Origin of the sequence: Serratia sp. CY27727 (assembly GCF_052169275.1) — a bacterium.
GTDB classification, from domain to species: Bacteria; Pseudomonadota; Gammaproteobacteria; order Enterobacterales; family Enterobacteriaceae; genus Serratia; species Serratia sarumanii.
The window spans coordinates 537,624-555,005 of the sequence record NZ_JBJNLB010000003.1 but is presented as its reverse complement, the minus strand read 5'-3'; the positions used below and the strand labels follow the sequence as shown (position 1 = coordinate 555,005).

General features: G+C 60.3%; 23 protein-coding genes. 15 read left to right on the top strand and 8 right to left on the bottom strand.

The genetic code is table 11. The features are described from left to right. The first annotated feature begins 118 nt into the window (after positions 1 to 118). The 5 genes from nsrR to ACJ8HB_RS12245 all read left to right on the top strand — a co-directional run bounded on the left by nsrR (position 119) and on the right by ACJ8HB_RS12245 (position 6,081). On the top strand, positions 119 to 544 hold the full coding sequence (nsrR, locus tag ACJ8HB_RS12265; protein WP_033636784.1) for a nitric oxide-sensing transcriptional repressor NsrR: 426 nt from the start codon (positions 119 to 121) through the stop codon (positions 542 to 544). Positions 545 to 603: 59 nt separating this feature from the next. Then, positions 604 to 3,078 carry a ribonuclease R gene (gene rnr, locus ACJ8HB_RS12260; protein WP_039567854.1) on the top strand — a complete coding sequence of 825 codons (2,475 nt, stop codon included), beginning with the start codon at positions 604 to 606 and terminating at the stop codon, positions 3,076 to 3,078. Between the two features lie 61 nt (positions 3,079 to 3,139). Beyond that, complete coding sequence (gene rlmB, locus ACJ8HB_RS12255; RefSeq protein ID WP_004933653.1) at positions 3,140 to 3,871, top strand: 23S rRNA (guanosine(2251)-2'-O)-methyltransferase RlmB; 732 nt, start codon at positions 3,140 to 3,142, stop codon at positions 3,869 to 3,871. Between the two features lie 116 nt (positions 3,872 to 3,987). Beyond that, positions 3,988 to 5,616: an isovaleryl-CoA dehydrogenase gene (locus ACJ8HB_RS12250; RefSeq protein WP_033654894.1), complete on the top strand. Its 1,629-nt coding sequence runs from the start codon at positions 3,988 to 3,990 to the stop codon at positions 5,614 to 5,616. A gap of 66 nt (positions 5,617 to 5,682) precedes the next feature. Next, on the top strand, positions 5,683 to 6,081 hold the full coding sequence (locus tag ACJ8HB_RS12245; RefSeq protein WP_033636787.1) for a DUF350 domain-containing protein: 399 nt from the start codon (positions 5,683 to 5,685) through the stop codon (positions 6,079 to 6,081). Here the strand turns inward: ACJ8HB_RS12245 and ACJ8HB_RS12240 are convergent. Further along, positions 6,078 to 6,353, bottom strand: coding sequence for a DUF1471 domain-containing protein (locus tag ACJ8HB_RS12240; protein WP_033638652.1), 276 nt, complete (start codon positions 6,351 to 6,353; stop codon positions 6,078 to 6,080). The genes ACJ8HB_RS12245 and ACJ8HB_RS12240 overlap by 4 nt on opposite strands. A gap of 122 nt (positions 6,354 to 6,475) precedes the next feature. Further along, on the bottom strand, positions 6,476 to 6,784 hold the full coding sequence (gene bsmA, locus ACJ8HB_RS12235; RefSeq protein ID WP_033648696.1) for a biofilm peroxide resistance protein BsmA: 309 nt from the start codon (positions 6,782 to 6,784) through the stop codon (positions 6,476 to 6,478). Between the two features lie 126 nt (positions 6,785 to 6,910). Between bsmA and yjfP the strand changes: the two genes are divergently transcribed. Together yjfP and ACJ8HB_RS12225 are read left to right on the top strand one after the other, a co-directional pair. Continuing rightward, a complete protein-coding gene (gene yjfP / locus ACJ8HB_RS12230) occupies positions 6,911 to 7,663 on the top strand; it encodes an esterase (RefSeq protein WP_047569646.1) in 753 nt (250 codons plus the stop codon). A gap of 123 nt (positions 7,664 to 7,786) precedes the next feature. Beyond that, on the top strand, positions 7,787 to 8,149 hold the full coding sequence (locus ACJ8HB_RS12225; protein ID WP_033654896.1) for a hypothetical protein: 363 nt from the start codon (positions 7,787 to 7,789) through the stop codon (positions 8,147 to 8,149). Between the two features lie 96 nt (positions 8,150 to 8,245). On the opposite strand, the gene ACJ8HB_RS12220 is transcribed toward ACJ8HB_RS12225, so the two are convergent. Both ACJ8HB_RS12220 and ACJ8HB_RS12215 read right to left on the bottom strand, forming a co-directional pair. Continuing rightward, positions 8,246 to 8,512, bottom strand: coding sequence for a DUF1471 domain-containing protein (locus ACJ8HB_RS12220; RefSeq protein WP_033654897.1), 267 nt, complete (start codon positions 8,510 to 8,512; stop codon positions 8,246 to 8,248). A gap of 10 nt (positions 8,513 to 8,522) precedes the next feature. Beyond that, complete coding sequence (locus tag ACJ8HB_RS12215) at positions 8,523 to 8,729, bottom strand: hypothetical protein (RefSeq protein WP_125863085.1); 207 nt, start codon at positions 8,727 to 8,729, stop codon at positions 8,523 to 8,525. A 236-nt stretch (positions 8,730 to 8,965) separates the two neighbouring features. Here ACJ8HB_RS12215 and rpsF point away from each other — a divergent pair, with 236 nt between their 5' ends. The 5 genes from rpsF (at position 8,966) to ACJ8HB_RS12190 (ending at position 10,879) form a co-directional block, all read left to right on the top strand. Next, the gene (rpsF, locus tag ACJ8HB_RS12210) at positions 8,966 to 9,364 is read left to right on the top strand and encodes a 30S ribosomal protein S6 (RefSeq protein WP_004933634.1); all 399 of its coding nucleotides are present in this window, start codon (positions 8,966 to 8,968) and stop codon (positions 9,362 to 9,364) included. Positions 9,365 to 9,372: 8 nt separating this feature from the next. Further along, positions 9,373 to 9,690 carry a primosomal replication protein N gene (gene priB / locus ACJ8HB_RS12205; RefSeq protein WP_049233092.1) on the top strand — a complete coding sequence of 106 codons (318 nt, stop codon included), beginning with the start codon at positions 9,373 to 9,375 and terminating at the stop codon, positions 9,688 to 9,690. A 4-nt stretch (positions 9,691 to 9,694) separates the two neighbouring features. Then, positions 9,695 to 9,922: a 30S ribosomal protein S18 gene (gene rpsR, locus ACJ8HB_RS12200; RefSeq protein WP_000135199.1), complete on the top strand. Its 228-nt coding sequence runs from the start codon at positions 9,695 to 9,697 to the stop codon at positions 9,920 to 9,922. Between the two features lie 39 nt (positions 9,923 to 9,961). Next, entirely contained in the window at positions 9,962 to 10,414 is a 453-nt protein-coding gene (gene rplI, locus ACJ8HB_RS12195) for a 50S ribosomal protein L9 (protein WP_004933629.1), read from the top strand. Positions 10,415 to 10,525: 111 nt separating this feature from the next. After that, a complete protein-coding gene (locus tag ACJ8HB_RS12190; protein ID WP_047569644.1) occupies positions 10,526 to 10,879 on the top strand; it encodes a DUF488 domain-containing protein in 354 nt (117 codons plus the stop codon). A 3-nt stretch (positions 10,880 to 10,882) separates the two neighbouring features. On the opposite strand, the gene ACJ8HB_RS12185 is transcribed toward ACJ8HB_RS12190, so the two are convergent. Further along, positions 10,883 to 11,551, bottom strand: coding sequence for an OapA family protein (locus tag ACJ8HB_RS12185; RefSeq protein ID WP_047569641.1), 669 nt, complete (start codon positions 11,549 to 11,551; stop codon positions 10,883 to 10,885). Positions 11,552 to 11,818: 267 nt separating this feature from the next. Between ACJ8HB_RS12185 and fklB the strand changes: the two genes are divergently transcribed. Continuing rightward, positions 11,819 to 12,439 (top strand): FKBP-type peptidyl-prolyl cis-trans isomerase, encoded by a 621-nt coding sequence (gene fklB, locus ACJ8HB_RS12180; RefSeq protein WP_004933618.1) that lies wholly within the window; start codon positions 11,819 to 11,821, stop codon positions 12,437 to 12,439. Between the two features lie 43 nt (positions 12,440 to 12,482). Here the strand turns inward: fklB and ytfE are convergent, their stop codons facing one another. Together ytfE and ACJ8HB_RS12170 are read right to left on the bottom strand one after the other, a co-directional pair. Next, the gene (gene ytfE / locus ACJ8HB_RS12175; RefSeq protein ID WP_033648691.1) at positions 12,483 to 13,148 is read right to left on the bottom strand and encodes an iron-sulfur cluster repair protein YtfE; all 666 of its coding nucleotides are present in this window, start codon (positions 13,146 to 13,148) and stop codon (positions 12,483 to 12,485) included. Between the two features lie 117 nt (positions 13,149 to 13,265). After that, positions 13,266 to 15,218, bottom strand: coding sequence for a bifunctional 2',3'-cyclic-nucleotide 2'-phosphodiesterase/3'-nucleotidase (locus ACJ8HB_RS12170; RefSeq protein WP_047569639.1), 1,953 nt, complete (start codon positions 15,216 to 15,218; stop codon positions 13,266 to 13,268). Between the two features lie 254 nt (positions 15,219 to 15,472). On the opposite strand from ACJ8HB_RS12170, the gene cysQ reads away from it, so the two are divergent. Further along, positions 15,473 to 16,213, top strand: coding sequence for a 3'(2'),5'-bisphosphate nucleotidase CysQ (cysQ, locus tag ACJ8HB_RS12165; RefSeq protein ID WP_033654905.1), 741 nt, complete (start codon positions 15,473 to 15,475; stop codon positions 16,211 to 16,213). A 1-nt stretch (position 16,214) separates the two neighbouring features. Here cysQ and ACJ8HB_RS12160 read toward each other — a convergent pair whose 3' ends face one another. Next, positions 16,215 to 16,772 (bottom strand): YtfJ family protein, encoded by a 558-nt coding sequence (locus tag ACJ8HB_RS12160; RefSeq protein ID WP_033636799.1) that lies wholly within the window; start codon positions 16,770 to 16,772, stop codon positions 16,215 to 16,217. A gap of 330 nt (positions 16,773 to 17,102) precedes the next feature. Between ACJ8HB_RS12160 and ACJ8HB_RS12155 the strand changes: the two genes are divergently transcribed. Then, entirely contained in the window at positions 17,103 to 17,309 is a 207-nt protein-coding gene (locus ACJ8HB_RS12155; protein WP_033636801.1) for a DUF1107 domain-containing protein, read from the top strand. Positions 17,310 to 17,382 lie beyond the last annotated feature (73 nt).

Sequence of the window (17,382 nt, the reverse complement as noted above, 5' to 3'; positions counted from 1 at the left end):
GATTCGCTAAATAATTAGCGACGAACTCTCCGGCTGGTTTATTATCCAATGAGTAATCTTTTGAATAGCGCCGAAAAGCGGCGTATCAGACGGGTAAAACGATACCCAGAGGTAAGATGTGCAGTTAACAAGTTTTACTGATTATGGCCTGCGGGCGTTGATCTACATGGCCTCGTTGCCGCAGGACAAGATGACCAGCATCTCGGAAGTGACCGAGGTTTACGGCGTGTCTCGCAACCATATGGTGAAGATCATCAATCAGTTGAGCCGGGTAGGTTTTGTCACGGCGGTGCGCGGCAAGCATGGCGGCATTCGCTTGGGCAAACCGGCCGAGAGCATTCGCCTCGGCGACGTGGTACGGGCGCTGGAGCCGCTCGCGCTGGTTAACTGCAGCAGTGATTTTTGCCACATCACCCCTGCCTGCCGATTGAAGCAGGTGCTCCACCAGGGCGTACAGAATTTCCTTGAAGAGCTGGATAAGCATACGTTGGCCGACATGGTCGAAGACAATCCGCCGCTCTACAAGCTATTGCTTGTCGAATAAAACGACGTTGAGAAGACAAGGCTCAACGTCATCCTGCTGATGACAACGGAGGAACCGCAATGTCACAAGATCCATTCCTGGAACGAGAAGCAGAAAAATACGAATCCCCTATCCCCAGTCGTGAATATATCCTGGCCCATTTGGCGAAAAGAGAAACGCCGGCCAGCCGCGAAGAACTGGGCAACGAACTGGGCCTCAGCGGTGAAGAGCAGCTGGAAGCGCTGCGTCGCCGCCTGCGAGCCATGGAGCGCGATGGCCAGTTAGTGTTTACCCGTCGCCAGTGCTACGCGCTGCCGGAGCGTCTGGATCTGCTGCGCGGCACGGTGATCGGCCACCGCGACGGCTATGGCTTCCTGCGCGTTGAAGGCAGCAAAGACGATCTGTACCTGTCTGCCGAACAGATGAAAATGGCGATCCACGGTGACGTGGTGTTGGCGCAGGCGCTGGGCGCGGATCGCAAAGGGCGCCGCGAAGCGCGCATCGTGCGCGTGCTGGTGCCGAAAACCAGCCAGATTGTCGGCCGCTTCTTCATGGACGCTGGTACCGGCTTCGTGGTGCCGGACGACAGCCGTCTGAGCTTCGATATTCTGATCCCGGCGGACAGCGTCAGCGGCGCGCGCATGGGCTTTATGGTGGTGGTGGAGCTGACTCAGCGCCCGACCCGCCGCACCAAGGCGGTCGGCAAGATCGTCGAGATCCTCGGCGACAAGATGGGCACCAGCATGGCGGTGGACATCGCGCTGCGCACCCATGAGATCCCGCATACCTGGCCGCCGCAGGTGGAAAAACAGGTGGCCGATCTCAGCGAGCAGGTGCCGGAAGCGGCCAAGAAGGGCCGCGTCGATCTGCGCAAGCTGCCGTTGGTGACCATCGACGGTGAAGACGCACGAGACTTCGATGACGCCGTGTACTGTGAGAAGAAACGCGGCGGCGGCTGGCGCCTGTGGGTGGCGATCGCCGACGTCAGTTACTACGTGCGCCCGCGCACCGCGCTGGACGACGAAGCGCGCAGCCGCGGCAACTCGGTGTACTTCCCGTCGCAGGTGATCCCGATGCTGCCGGAAGTGTTGTCCAACGGGCTATGCTCCCTGAACCCGCAGGTCGATCGCCTGTGCATGGTGTGCGAGATGACCATCTCCGCCCAGGGGCGCCTGTCTACGGCCAAGTTTTACGAGGCGGTGATGAGCTCGCACGCTCGCCTGACCTACAACAAGGTGTGGCACATTCTGCAGGGCGATCAGGAGCTGCGCGAGCACTACCATCCGCTGGTCAAGCACCTGGAAGAGCTGCACGCGATGTACAAGGTGCTGGATAAGGCGCGCGCCGAGCGCGGCGGCATCGCGTTTGAAACCGAAGAAGCCAAGTTCATTTTCAACGCCGAGCGTCGCATCGAGCGCGTGGAGCCGACGGTGCGCAACGACGCCCACAAGCTGATCGAAGAGTGCATGATCATGGCCAACGTGGCGGCCGCGCGCTTCGTCGAGAAACGCAACGAGCCGGCGCTGTACCGCGTGCACGATCGTCCGAGCGACGACCACATCTCCGCGCTGCGCAGCGTGCTGAGCGAGCTGGGGCTGACGCTGGGCGGAGGCAACAAGCCGCAGCCGAAGGACTATGCGGTGCTGATGGATGAAGTGTCCGAGCGTCCTGACCACGAAATGCTGCAAACCATGTTGCTGCGTTCGATGAAGCAGGCGATTTACGATCCGGAAAACCGCGGCCACTTCGGCCTGGCGCTGGCGTCTTACGGCCACTTCACTTCGCCGATCCGCCGTTATCCGGATCTGGCGCTGCACCGCGCGATCAAATATCAGCTGGCCAAAGAACACGGCGAGCCGAAAGAGCGCTGGACGCCGACCGGCGGCTGGCACAGCGAATTCGAAGAGATGCTGCAGTTGGGCGAACACTGCTCGATGACCGAGCGCCGCGCGGACGAAGCGACGCGCAACGTCGCCGACTGGCTGAAGTGTGACTTCATGCAGGATCACGTCGGTGAAGTGTTCAGCGGCATCATCTCCAGCGTGACCGGCTTCGGTTTCTTCGTGCGCCTGAACGATCTGTTCATCGACGGGCTGGTGCACGTATCAACGCTGGATAATGATTACTATCGCTACGATAATATCGGCCAGCGCCTGATCGGCGAATCTTCCGGCACCGTCTATCGCCTGGGGGATACGGTGGAGATCCGCGTGGACGCGGTGCATATGGACGAGCGCAAGATTGACTTCGCGCTGGTGTCCAGCACCCGCAAAGCGCGCGGTGAAGGTAAAACCGAGCGCGATCGCGCCAAGAAGGGCGGCCAGCGCACGCTGCGCGACAACGGCAACGCGGGGCGCGGCAAGCGCCGCGGCGGCAAACCGCCGGCCAACTTCGAGCCGGACAGCGCCTTCCGCAAGCAGGACGACGCCAAGCCCGCGGACAACGTGAAGAAGGCGAAAAAGAAAGCCAAGAAAGCGTCCGACAAAACGCGGAAAATCGCGGCGGCGACCAAAGCCAAACGCGCAGCCAAGAAGAAAGGTGCCGAGCAGGCTTAACCTGCCGCACATCGTTATCATCGGCCGGTTATCGCCGGCCGCACGAATTTAAAAGAGCATCATGAGCGAAATTATTTACGGCATCCACGCCGTCAAAGCCCTGTTAGAGCGCGATCCGCAACGCTTCCTGGAAGTGTTTATCCTGAAAGGCCGCGAAGATCGTCGCCTGCAACCGCTGATCGCCGAGCTGGAAGCGACCGGCATCGTGATCCAGGTGGCGAACCGCCAATGGCTGGATGACAAGGTTGAAGGCGCGGTGCACCAGGGGATCATCGCCCGGGTGCGCGAGGGGCGTCAGTATCAGGAGAACGATCTGCCGGGCCTGCTGGAAAGCGTGGAGACACCGTTCCTGCTGGTGCTGGACGGCGTGACCGACCCGCACAACCTCGGCGCCTGCCTGCGCAGCGCCGACGCTGCCGGCGTGCACGCGGTGATCGTGCCGCGCGACCGTTCCGCCCAGCTGAACGCCACCGCCAAGAAAGTGGCCTGCGGCGCCGCCGAAAACGTGCCGCTGATCCGCGTGACCAACCTGGCGCGCACGCTGCGTCTGCTGCAGGAAATGAACGTTTGGGTGGTGGGCACCGCCGGCGAAGCCGACCATACGCTGTATCAGAGCAAAATGACCGGCCCGATGGCGCTGGTGATGGGCGCGGAAGGCGAAGGCATGCGCCGTCTGACCCGCGAACACTGCGACGAACTGATCAGCATCCCGATGGCTGGCACCGTCTCTTCGCTGAACGTGTCGGTCGCCACCGGCATCTGCCTGTTCGAAGCGGTGCGCCAGCGCGGCTGATTCTTCTGACGGGGGCTTAGTGCTCCCGTTAATTCCCCCTCTTGTGATCCCGCCTGCGGCAGAAATCTCTGCGCCGACCATACTTACTCCTGACGCTTTTCTCAGGGAGCACTCTCATGGTCTGGACTACGCACACCGTTTTTAACCAACCCAAGCCGCTGGGCAACAGCAACCTGTTTCTCTCCGATACGCCGCTGCGCGAAGCGTTGCAGCGCGAGCAGGGCGGCTGGGATGCCGAGGTATTGGCCTCGCTGGGCCAGCAGCTCGGCACCCAGGAGTCGCTGGAGCTGGGGCGCCTGGCCAATGCCAACCCGCCGGAGCTGCTGCGCTACGACGCCACCGGCCAGCGGCTGGACGACGTTCGCTTTCACCCCGCCTGGCATATCCTGATGCAGGGGCTGATCGCCAACCGGGTGCACAACCTGCCCTGGCAGGAGGATGCGCGCATCGGTTCCTTCGTGGCGCGCGCCGCGCGCTTTATGCTGCATGCGCAGGTCGAGGCCGGCACGCTGTGCCCGGTGACCATGACCTTCGGCGCTACGCCGCTGTTGCTGCAGGCGTTACCGGCCGAGTTTCGCTCCTGGCTGACGCCGCTGCTGTCGGATCGTTATGACGCTCACCTGCTGCCTGGCGGGCAAAAGCGCGGCCTGCTGATCGGCATGGGCATGACGGAGAAACAGGGCGGCTCCGATGTGCTGAGCAATACCACCACCGCCGCGCCGCTCGGCGCGCGCGGGCCGGGTGAAGCCTACCGGCTGGTGGGGCACAAGTGGTTCTTCTCGGTGCCGCAGAGCGATGCGCACCTGGTGTTGGCGCAGGCCGAAGGCGGGTTGTCCTGCTTCTTCCTGCCGCGCATTTTGCCGGACGGCAGCCGCAACGCCATTCGCCTGGAGCGGTTGAAAGACAAGCTGGGCAACCGTTCCAACGCCAGTAGCGAAGTGGAATTTCAGGACGCCACCGCCTGGCTGCTGGGGGAGGAGGGCGACGGCGTGCGGCATATCCTGAAGATGGGCGGCCTGACCCGTTTCGACTGCTCGCTCGGCAGCCACGGCCTGATGCGCCGCGGGTTGTCGGTGGCGCTGTATCATGCGCTGCAGCGGCAGGCGTTCGGCAAGCTCTTGATCGAACAGCCGCTGATGCGCCAGGTTCTGGCGCGCATGGCGCTGCGGCTGGAAGGGCATACCGCGTTGCTGTTCCGGCTGGCCCGCGCCTGGGAGAGCCGCAGCAATGAGGGCGAACTGATCTACAGCCGCCTGCTGACCCCGGCGGCCAAATACAGCATCTGCCGCCAGGGCATGCCGTTCATCGCCGAGGCGATGGAGGTGCTGGGCGGCATCGGCTACTGCGAAGAGAGCGAGCTGCCGCGCCTGTATCGCGAGATGCCGGTCAACAGCATCTGGGAAGGTTCCGGCAACATCATGTGTCTGGACGTGTTGCGCAGCCTGCACAAACTGCCGGGCGCGCTCGAGATGCTGCAGTTCGAACTGCAGCCGGTGCGCGGCCAGAATCGGTTGTTCGATCATGCCTGGCGGCAGTGGCAGCAGCGCGCCCGGCAACCGAGTGAGGAGATGGGGCGGCTGCTGACCCAGCAGCTGTTCGATCTGTGCTGCGCCGCGCAGCTGCTGCAGCACGCCAGCCCGCAGGTAGCCGACGCCTGGTGCCATCTGACGCTGGATCACCGCGGCGAGAGCCTGCTGTCGGCCGAGGTGTGCGAACTGCTGCTGAACCGCGCTATCGGCGGTTAGGGAAAAGGGTGGCGCGCGGCGGCGAAAACCTTTTTAATTCAGTCTCACTCTGACAGGAAAATGCACATGGATATTCTCAGCGCGTTGGCGGCGTTCGCCTCTTACTTCTTCAGCGGTTTCGCCATGGTTTTGGTGTTTCTGTTCGTCTATACCCGCATCACCCCGCACGACGAATGGGCGTTGATCAAGGCCGATAACCAATCCGCCGCCTTTGCTTTCATCGGCGCTTGCCTGGGGTATGTGATCCCGTTGGCCAGCGCGGCGATCAACTCGATCAGCCTGCTGGATTACCTGCTGTGGGGCGTGGTGGCGCTGGTGGTGCAACTGCTGTTGTTCGCGGCCGTGAAGATCTACATGCCGCGCATCAGCGACAAGATCGAAGCGAACCACCTGGCCGCCGGGATTTTCCTGGGGGGCGTCTCCGTCAGCGGCGGCGTGTTGAATGCGGCTTGCATGAGCTATTAAAGGTATAAGATGGCCGAGGCGCGCCAGCCAAGCGGGTGCGCCTGTTCTTCCATCCGCAGGATGCGGTAATAGCTGGCGCCGTGCTGGCCGGCGGTGCGGGCGATGGCCTGCTCCGCCTCCTGCGGTGAACCGGGCAGATCGTTAAAGGTGATCTCGGCGATTTCACTGAGCGGCGTCACGCGATCGGCGGGCGCCAGTTCGGCGGACTGTGCGCCGGTGCTGAGCAGCCCTACTGAAAGCAGGAGGGAGGTGAGTGCGGTGGAGCGTTTCATGGCGTTCCCCTTCGTCAGATCCTGAATCGCACCCGCAACATGCGGCATGCTGTCCGCCAGTGTGCAACACCCTACTTCAGCCTGTGCAAAGCCAGTGTAAATCTGCTTAAAAAATCCCCGCCTTACCGATACAGGATCGCCTGGGAATACCATTGGCCCGGCACGACGGTTTCGCTGTTCATGATGATCACGTAATACCGGGCGCCGGCGGCGGTGGCCTTGCGCTGGATCTCCGCTTCCACGTCCATCGGGCTGCCGCGCACTACGGCGGTGACGGTACCTATCTTCACCAGCTCGGCGGTCTGCGCGCGGACGATCTCCTGCGCCTGTGCGGTGGGCGGCGGCGGCGGTTTCGGCGTGGTGGTCATGATGCCGCAGGCGGAAAGCTGTGCGGCCAGCGTCAGGATGATGAGTGTACGGACAAGCGTCATGATGACCTCGGAAGAGCCGGTAGATGGCTTCAGTGTAACGCAATATAAGCTGGAACAGATTGAGCTAACGCTGGCCGGCGCAAGTTTGTCATGATGAGTGCCAACAGGTGCGTTGAGGATGAACGGATGATCGAAATTCATGACGAGCGGGCGGGCGATATCGCGGTGATCCATGCGGTGCCGGCGGGGCAGTATCATTGGCCGTTGCCGACGGTGTTCTTCTGTCACGGCTATACCTCGTCGAAAGAGGTGTACGGCTACTTCGCCTATGCGCTGGCGCGCGTCGGTTTTCGGGTGGTATTGCCGGATGCCGATCGGCACGGCGAGCGGTTCGACGGCGATGAGGCGCGGCGTCTGGCCACGTTTTGGGAGATCCTGCGCAGCAATATCGACGAGCTGCCGCAGATCAAGGCGCACTTCGAGCGGCTTGGCCTGATTGCCGACGGGCGTATTGGCATGGCCGGCGCCTCAATGGGGGGCATGACCGCGCTTGGCGCCTTCGCGCGCTTTCCGTGGGTCCGGGCGGCCGCCAGCCTGATGGGTTCCGGCTATTACCGTTCGCTGGCGCAAACGCTGTATCCGCCGTTGGGCGCAGAGGGCGAGGCGCTCTCGCCGGCGGCGTTTGCGGCGCGCACCGCCGTGCTGGCGGAATATGAGCTGGAGGGGCGTTTGGAGACGATCGCCGGGCGGCCGCTGCTGCTGTGGCACGGCGAGACGGACGACGTGGTGCCGGCGGCGGACAGCCTGCGTTTGGCGGCTGAACTGCGCCGGCAAGGTGCGGGCAGCCGTCTGACGTCGCTCGTCGAACCGGGGGTGAAGCACCGCATCACGCCGCTGGCGCTGTCCGCCACGGCCGACTTCTTCCGCCGCGAGCTGTAGTACGCATCCTGGCGCGATGCCTGGAATTGCACCTCTCTGTGCCTGCTGTTTCGGCCATCGTTTGGCCGAATAAAGGGGAGAATGCCAGCGTGAATTCTTTCAGGGTAGCAAGGAGCAAAGGGCATGATAAAAAACATCGGCAGTGCGGACGGTTTAATGGGAACGATGAAAGCACGCGCCGAGCTTAACTCAGCGGCCTTCAGCGAGATGTTGGGGGCCGCCGACGGCAAGGCGCGGCAAAACAAGGCGAATCCGCTGTCGCGCATCACCGCGCAGACGATGCAAAACGTGACGGCGCTGTTCGCCTCCGCGGCGAAAGCGGCGCCCACTCACCCCGCGGCAGCCGGTGCGCTCTCGTTCGAACAGCGGGCGACGCTGGCGGAAAGCGCAGAGCTGCTGCAAACGCGAACGAACTATCTGCGGACGGCGCTGCAATTGCACAATCCGGGCAAGGCGTTCAGCATGCCGGCGCTGCTCAAGCTGTGATGAGGAAAGCGGAGCGCCCAACGAGCGGCGCTCCGGTGCGGACTGAACGGGCTTTCTGATGAAGCCCTGGGGATTTCCCTGGCGTGGCTTGTCTCTTTAGCGATACAGCTCGGCGCTGACGTGCATCGTGCTGTTGTCGCCCGGTTCGTGCAGGGCGATGATGCGATAAGAGGTCGCGCCGCGTTGATCGGCGATTTTACTGACCTGGCTGCTGGCGTCATCCGGCGAAACCACGTTCTGGTTCAGGGTGATGAAGCCGACGCTCTGGCGTTGATCGGCCTGGTGCGACGTGATCTCCGTGGCGGCCATTACGTTGGCGGAGAACAGGGCGGCCAGCGCCGTTGCGAGAATGATGCGTTTCATAGTGCCTCTCTTACTTTTTGCCGTTACGGCCTGACAGCGAGTGTCGCTGCGGCAAAAAGTCATTTATCTGCATTGAATAACCTGGAATCTTTTTCGTCGCGCTGTCTGCGGCGGATATGGTTAATTTTAGTCCGTTGCGGCGGATTAAAAAGCGGGGTCTTTTGATGGCCTCTTTCAAAAAAAGTGAAATAGATTTGTGACTCAGCGCTGATTTCATTGAAAGATTTTTGAAACCGATGGATCGGCGTACATAGGTTCTCCCACGAGCAAATCGTGCTATTTCCCATAACGCCTCGCATTAACGCGAATAAAACCCACGCAGTCCTTGAGTTTCCCGCCCTGCGTCAGTATGATTACGCGTCATTTTTCAGCCGCACACTAAACACGTTCCTTGCTTCCATGGGCCGCGGTTGACCCTGACAGGAGGCTGAATAATCCGTAAGGAGCAATTCGATGCGTCATTACGAAATCGTTTTTATGGTCCATCCTGACCAAAGCGAACAGGTTCCGGGCATGATCGAGCGTTACAGTGCTACCATCACTAACGCGCAAGGTCAGATTCACCGTCTGGAAGACTGGGGCCGCCGTCAGCTGGCTTATCCGATCAACAAACTGCACAAGGCTCACTACGTTCTGCTGAACGTTGAAGCGCCGCAGGAAGCGATCGATGAGCTGGAAACTAACTTCCGCTTCAACGACGCCGTTATCCGCAGCATGGTTATGCGCGTTAAGCACGCGGTAACTGAAGCATCTCCGATGGTTAAAGCGAAAGACGAACGTCGTGGCGATCGCCGCGAAGACTTCGCTAACGAAACCGCAGATGATGCAGATGCTGGGGATTCTGAAGAGTAATTGCCGCCGTGACGGCTAATCGTCTGGTTTTGTCGGGCACTGTGTGCAAGGCGCCGGTTCGAAAAGTGAGTCCTTCCGGGATACCGCACTGCCAATTTGTGCTAGAGCACCGTTCGCAGCAGATGGAAGCCGGATTCAGCAGACAAGCATGGTGCCGAATGCCCGTGGTTGTCAGCGGACAACAGTCACAAGCACTAACTCAAAGATTAACGGTCGGCAGTCAGATTACCGTGCAAGGCTTTGTAAGCTGCCATCAAGGGCGCAACGGGCTGAGCAAATTGGTTCTGCATGCCGAGCAGATTGAATTGATAGATTCTGGAGACTAGCCAAATGGCACGTTATTTCCGTCGTCGCAAGTTCTGCCGTTTCACCGCGGAAGGCGTTCAAGAGATTGACTATAAAGACATCGCTACGCTGAAAAACTACATCACCGAAAGTGGTAAAATTGTACCGAGCCGTATCACCGGTACTCGTGCAAAATATCAGCGCCAGCTGGCCCGTGCTATCAAGCGCGCGCGCTACCTGTCTTTGTTGCCGTACACTGATCGTCATCAGTAATCGGCCACTGTCCATTAACGACTTTGAGAGGATAAGGTAATGCAAGTTATTCTGCTTGATAAAGTAGCAAACCTGGGCAGCCTGGGTGATCAAGTTAACGTTAAAGCGGGCTACGCTCGTAACTTCCTGGTACCACAGGGCAAAGCTGTTCCTGCTACCAAGAAAAACGTTGAGTTCTTCGAAGCACGCCGTGCTGAACTGGAAGCCAAACTGGCTGACGTTCTGGCTGCTGCTGAAGCTCGCGCAACCAAGATCAACGAACTGGGTTCAGTCACCATCGCTTCCAAATCTGGCGACGAAGGTAAACTGTTCGGCTCTATCGGCACCCGCGACATCGCTGACGCAGTGACTGCGGCAGGCGTTGAAGTTGCCAAGAGCGAAGTTCGTCTGCCGAACGGCGTTCTGCGTACCACTGGTGAGCACGAAGTGCACTTCCAGGTACACAGCGACGTGTTCGCACAGCTGAATGTAGTTGTGGTTGCAGAAGCGTAATTTACGCTGCTGTTAACCCGGTTAAAACGCCAGCCTCGCGCTGGCGTTTTGCTTTTCTGCGCCCGGCAAAACGCGCTACGCTTGAAGACGGGATGAAAAGGAGAGCGTGCGATGGCAAAGATTACGCTACAGCGGGTTTATGATTTCAGCGCGCCGGCGCCGGAACACTGTTATCTGATAGACAGGCTATGGCCGCGCGGCATCAGCAAGGCGCGGCTGACGGGCGTGCAGTGGCTGAAACAGGTGGCGCCGGATGACGAACTGCGCAAGTGGTTCCATCAGCATACCGACCAGTGGGCGGTCTTCGAGGCGCGTTACCGCCAACAGCTAGCGGCCAACGACGCCTGGCAGCCGCTGGTGGCGCTGTTACGGCAGGGGCAAACGCTGACGCTGCTGTATGGCAGCAAAGATACCGAGCACAACCAGGGCGTGGTGCTGCGCGAGTTTTTGCTGGCGCAGCTGTAGGGATTAGCGTTCCCGGCGGTAGCTGCCGTCGGCCTGGCGGCGGAACAGCGCCTGGCTGTTGTCCACCGTGGTCACCGACAGCGCGTTAATCACGCCGTTGGCGCCGCGTTCGATGCGCACTTCCTGGCCGGCTTTCATGTTGCTCAGCGGCTTGTCGCCGCCTTCCACCTGCGCCATGGCGAACACTTCATTCACCGGCAGATTGTTGTCGCGAAACAGCTGGGCCAGGGTCTGGCCGGGCTGGATCTGATAACGCTGCCAGTTGCCCGCCGGCGTTGGTTCGTTGGCAGACGTGGTGCCGCCGTTTTGCAGATCGGCCTGCAGCGGCACGCTGGTTTCCTGCTGGGAAACCGGGAACGGCTGTCTTTCGGGCGAGTACGGCCACAGCAGGGCCAGCAGCAGGATGATGCCGAAGATCAGCACCCAGCGGCGGTGGAAGTAGGGCAGTGGCTCCATCCAATGGAAACCGTCCGGCAGATGCCAGACTTTGGCCAGCAGCGCTTTGACCTGCTGCATTTTGTCGTTGGCCGGCGGTGGCTCCGATGGCGGTTCCGCGCCTTCAGACGTGGGTGCGGCGCCCGGTTTCAGGCGCTGGCTGACATTCAGCCAGGTGCGCAGCAGCGGCTGGTAGATGCGGGTGGTTTTCCTTCTCCTGGGCGCGATTCTGCCCATGGTGACCTCTCTTCGACGGCGTAATAATGAGCGCGGCGCGGCAAGCGCGTCGCCTGCCCGATATCCTGCTTTCAGTATAGTCCGCTAACTGATTGAAGTGAAAGGCGGCTGAGCGGCAGGGCCGGGGTTTGCGGCTGCGGGCGTTAACAGAAGGTTATTGTTTCTTTTTCTACGACAAAAGTCATCATTCTCCACACAAGATTTTACCCGGCATTGACGCGCTGTTATGCTGCGCTTTCGACTTTTTACAGACTTAAGGAAAACCCCATGACAACCCCTTCTTTTGACAGCGTTGAAGCGCAAGCAAGTTACGGGATTGGTTTACAGGTCGGCCAGCAGCTGCAAGAGTCCGGGCTGGAAGGTTTGCAACCGGAAGCTTTGCTGGCGGGCCTGCGTGACGCGCTGGAAGGGAATGCCCCGGCGGTTCCGGTAGACGTGGTGCACCGTGCGCTGCGTGAAATCCACGAGCGTGCGGACGCGGTGCGCCGCGAGCGCCAGCAGGCGATGGCCGTTGAAGGCCAGAAATTCCTGGACGACAACGCCAAGCGCGACGACGTGACGCTGACCGAGTCCGGCCTGCAGTTCTCCGTGCTGGAGCAGGGCAACGGCCCGATCCCGTCCCGTCAGGACCGCGTGCGCGTGCACTACACCGGTCGTCTGATCAACGGCGACGTGTTCGACAGCTCGGTCGAGCGCGGCCAGCCGGCAGAATTCCCGGTCAGCGGCGTGATCCCAGGCTGGATCGAAGCGCTGACCCTGATGCCGGTCGGCTCCAAATGGCAGCTGTATATCCCGCATAACCTGGCCTACGGCGAGCGTGGCGCAGGCGCGTCCATCCCGCCGTTCAGCGCGCTGGTGTTCGACGTCGAGCTGCTGGAAATCCTGTAATCCCACCGAGGATTGCTCCGGGCGCCTTCGTGGCGCCCTTATTTTATGCGCCGCGCAGCGCGCGCGGGAACAGCAGATTGTTTTCCAGGCTGATGTGCTCCATCAGATCGCCGATAAATTCATCGATGCCGGTGTACAGCGCTCGCCAGGTGGTGCAGGCGCCCTCCGGCGGCGTCACGTTATCGGTGAGGAACTTCACCACTTCCAGCTGCTCACCCGCCTCGTCATGTTCATGCTCCATCACCGAAATCGGTCCGGCGGCCTGCGGCCCCATGCCCTGTTTGATCAGCGGGAACAGGATCTGCTCCTCTTTCATCATGTGATTCTCCAGATCCAGGCGGATCAGGTTCAGCTGCTTCGCCAACCCGCGCGGGCAGCTGGGTTTGTCGCCGTGCACGCGTTCGACTTTTTCCGCCATCAGCACCAGTTCGGCCAATTGCTCGCGGTGCCGCTGATGAAAGCGCGGCAGAATGTAATCGATCACCTCACCGAGCGGCGCTGTGCGCCAGTCCCGGCTTTGTTCCGGCGTGGCGGCGAGTGCGGCCAGCGCGTTCTCCAACTGGTCGATGTCCAGCCCTTTACGCTCGGCGGCGCGCGCCAGCGACTGCCGGCCGCCGCAGCAGAAATCCAACTGATGCTGGCGAAACAGTCGGGATGCCCGGGGAATGGCGATGGCGAGCGCGCCAAGGGATTGGTTGCGGTAATCCATGGTAGTGCCTCTTTAAACGAAGGAATTTTATAACATACATTTTAAATGCAATTTAAAGGGCGCGCCAGTGGGAAAATAGCGAAGATGGCCGGGGGATGGCCCCGGCCGGGTGATTATTTATTTCGCGCTTAAATCGATGCGATAGAGCGCGAAGCCGATACGGTCATTGCCCTCGGCGGTCATCGGATATTGAGCGTGCTCCTTGATAAACGCTGTCGCTTTGTCCGACGGCGAAGTCTCGAAGCGGATATCCAGCGGCTGCTGGCTGCTGAAGGTCGCCAAACGCCAGTTGTTGTCCGCCTGCGGATGCACCGCGCCGTGCCGTTGGGTTTCGGCGCTGATGTAGGCCGCCAGCACCGAACGGTTCTCATCCGGCGAAGCGAAGGCGATGTGTTTGTCGCCGGTGCCGGCAAACTTGCCGCCGTAGGCGCGGTAGTTGTTGGTGGCGACCAGGAAGGTGGCGTTCGGATCGATCGGCTTGCCGTTGAAGGTCAGCTGCTTGATGCGCTCCGCCTTGTCGTTGATCAGCTGGCATTCGCCGTCGTAGCGTGCCGGCTGGCTGACGTCGATCTGGTAGTTGACGCCGTCGATCACGTCGAAGTTATAGGTGCGGAAGCCGTCCCAGTTGATCAAGCCCTGCGGCTTGGCGCTGTTGACGTCGATCTGGTTGAACTGGCCGGCGGAGCACTCCAGCCACTCTTTCACCTCTTTGCCGCTGGCCTTCACTACTACCAGGGTATTGGGGTAGAGATAGAGATCGGCGGCGTTGCGGAAGGTGAGCTGGCCCTTTTCCACTTCGACGAAGCTGGCCGGATCGTTCTTGCGGCCGCCGACCTTGAACGGCGCCGCCGCCGACAGCACCGGCAGATCGGCCAGATCCGGATCGCCCTGAATGTAATGTTCAACGTAGGCCTTCTGCGCATTGTTGACGATCTGCACCGTCGGATCGTCCTGCACCAGCGCCAGGTAGCTGTACATGTTGCCGTCGGATTTGCCGATCGGCTGGCTGACGAACTCGCGCGTGCCCTTGTGATCGTCCGCCAACACTTTCACCAGCGCGGTATCTTCCGCCGCCAGCGATTTCTTGTTCTCTTTGTCGTAGATCGGCCGCGCTTCCGCTTTGGCGGCGGTCACTTTCCAGCTGCCGCCATCGTTGTTGAGCTGCAGGTCGACCACGCCGAGATGATCGCCCCATTGGCCCGGCATCACCGCCGGTACGCCGTTCAGCAGGCCTTTATCGATATCCGCGCCTTTGATGTTGGCGAAGTCCTTGCTCGGGAACACCGCATGGGCGTGGCCGAACATGATGGCGTCGATGCCCGGTACCTGGCTGAGGTAGTAGACCGAGTTTTCCGCCATCGCCTTGTAAGGCTCGCTGGACAGCCCGGAATGCGGGATCGCCACCACCAGATCGGCGCCCTGTTTACGCATTTCCGGCACGTAGCGCTTGGCGGTGGCGGTGATGTCGTCCACCGTCACTTTGCCCTGCAGGTTAGCTTTATCCCACACCAGGATCTGCGGCGGCACGAAGCCGATGTAGCCGATGCGCAGCGTATGCGCCTTGCCGTCGCGGTCTTTCACCGGCGTATCGACGATGATGTACGGCGTGAACAGCGGTTTTTGCGTTTTGGCGTCGATGACGTTGGCGTTGATGTACGGGAATTTGGCGCCGGCGATGGCGTTCTTCAGGTAGTCCAGCCCGTAGTTGAATTCATGGTTGCCGATGTTGCCGACCACGTAGTCCAGCGTGTTCATCGCCTTATAGACCGGGTGCACGTCGCCCGGCTTCAACCCCTTGGCCGCCATGTAGTCGCCGAGCGGGCTGCCCTGAATGATGTCGCCATTGTCCACCAACACCGCGTTGGTAGCCTGTTGGCGCGCCTGCTGGATCAGGCTGGCGGTGCGCACCAGGCCGAACTTGTCGGTCGGCGTGTCCTTGTAGTAATCGAAGTCCATCATGTTGCTGTGCAGATCGGTGGTTTCCAGCACGCGCAGATCGACGGTGGCCGCCTGCGCCGAGGCGCACACCAGCAGCGCAAGCGCGGACAGCGTCAGTGGATGCTTCATCATTTGGGGGCTCTCCATTCCATTATTCGAGTGTTATCGCAGAGGAAAATGTAATTAACATTGCTTGCCACAGTAAACTGTGAAGTGTGGCAGAAAACGGCGGCAGGTAACGCGGGGAAGTTCACAGTTGCGCCCAACAAGATCTGAGGAATTCCCGGGGGTTAGCCGGTTGAGATGGATATTCGGCGTAAAAAAAACTAGTCTGCTAGCAGAGACAGAGGGAAATTTCCCACGGAGATGCAGAGTTGAGGTGCATGATGTTAGAGCGAATTTGCCAACTGTCCCGCGAGGCGGGGGCGGCGATCATGGCGGTGTACGACGGTGAACAACCGCTTGATGTCGCACAGAAAAAAGATGATTCACCGGTGACGGCGGCCGATCTGGCGGCGCATCACATCATCAAGCGCGGCCTGGCGGCGCTGACGCCGGAGGTGCCGCTGCTGTCGGAAGAAGATCCGCCGGCGTGGGAAGAGCGCCGCAGCTGGACGCGTTACTGGCTGGTCGATCCGCTGGACGGCACCAAAGAGTTTTTGCACCGCAACGGTGAGTTCACGGTCAATATCGCTCTGATTGAAGAGGGGCAGGCGGTGATGGGCGTAGTGTACGCGCCGGCGATAGACGTATTGTATCTGGCGGAGCGCGGCAAGGCCTGGAAAGAAGAGAAGGGCGTGCGGCAGGCGATCGGCGTCAGCAACGCGCATCCGCCGCTGGTGGTGGTGAGCCGCTCGCATATCGACGACGAGCTGAAAGATTATCTGCAGCAGCTGGGCGAGCACCAGACCGTGTCCGTCGGCTCCTCGCTGAAGTTCTGCCTGGTGGCGGAAGGCAAGGCGCAGCTCTATCCGCGCTTCGGGCCGACCAACATTTGGGATACCGCCGCAGGGCATGCGGTGGCGGTGGCCGCCGGGGCGCAAATTCACGATTGGCAGGGCAGGCCGTTGCTCTATACCCCGCGTGAATCCTTCCTCAACCCCGGCTTCCGGGTGTCGCTGTTCTGAGTTAGTTCGCCAACAGCTGGTGCAGCTTGGACATCACCTGCTGCACCTCTTCCGGCGTCAGCGCGCCGTCTTTGGCAAACTGAATGCGCCCTTGCTTATCCAGCACCACGATGGCGGAGCCTTTCGGCTGCAGATCCCAGGCCTTGCGCACGTTACCGTCGCTGTCGACGATAAACTGCGACCACGGGAACTCCTTCTTGCTGTCTTCAATGCTGCTGCGCACAAACATCGCGGTGCCCATCAGGGCATCGTCGGTGTTGACGATTGTCGTCGTTTGGTAACGATCGTGTGGTAGCTTCGCCTTCTTGATCGCTTCAATCAGTGGGTCGTTCATGTCTTTGGCGGAGCTGCGGCCGGCAATATGTTGTATCACTCGCACTTTTCCACTGAGCTGCGCGCTGTTCCAGTTCTGGTAGCTAAAATTACCTTCAGCGTAATTGAGCTCTCCTTTGTCGCTGACGCCGACCGGCGCCACGCGCTGCTGGAGCTGGAAGTTGTGCGCGGAAGCGAAAAGCGGGGCGAGCAGCAGGGATACCATCAGCATGCGACTTGTTTTCATGCTTTCTCCTTGTAATGGGGGGAATTTGTGCGACAGCACTTCGACAGCCTAAAGCATAGGATGTGATAAGAGGTCTGTCCTGTTAACCGGATCGCAGATTTTCCCTTGGTTCGCTAATCATCAGATTTTGAAGGGATATCCTGAAAACGTTATAAATTATCATATACAATTCTGTCAAAAAGTGTAAATCCAGTGCAGATCACCGGGCAGAAGTGAACGATCTGGTCTTTACTGGGTCTACTACATGCAATCAAGTTGCGTTCTGAATTTCGAGGCTGCCACCTTTGGCGGCTCGCTGAGCGCATGGATCAACGGGAGGAGCGTAAAAGAATGAGAATCTTCCAGCGTTATAACCCTTTGAAAGTGGCGAAGTACGTTAAGACCCTGTTTCGCGGAAGGCTGTATATCAAGGACGTGGGCGCATTTGAATTCGACGAGGGGAAAATCCTGCCGCCGAAGATTCGCGACAAGCGCCATTTCAGCGTGATGTCTGAAGTGAACCGTCAGGTGCTGCTGCTGCAGGCCGAGATGGGGTGAACACCTCGCTGACAGCGGTAAAAAAATGCGGCCCCGATGGGGCCGCTGATGTTTTTGTCTTATCGCCGTCAAG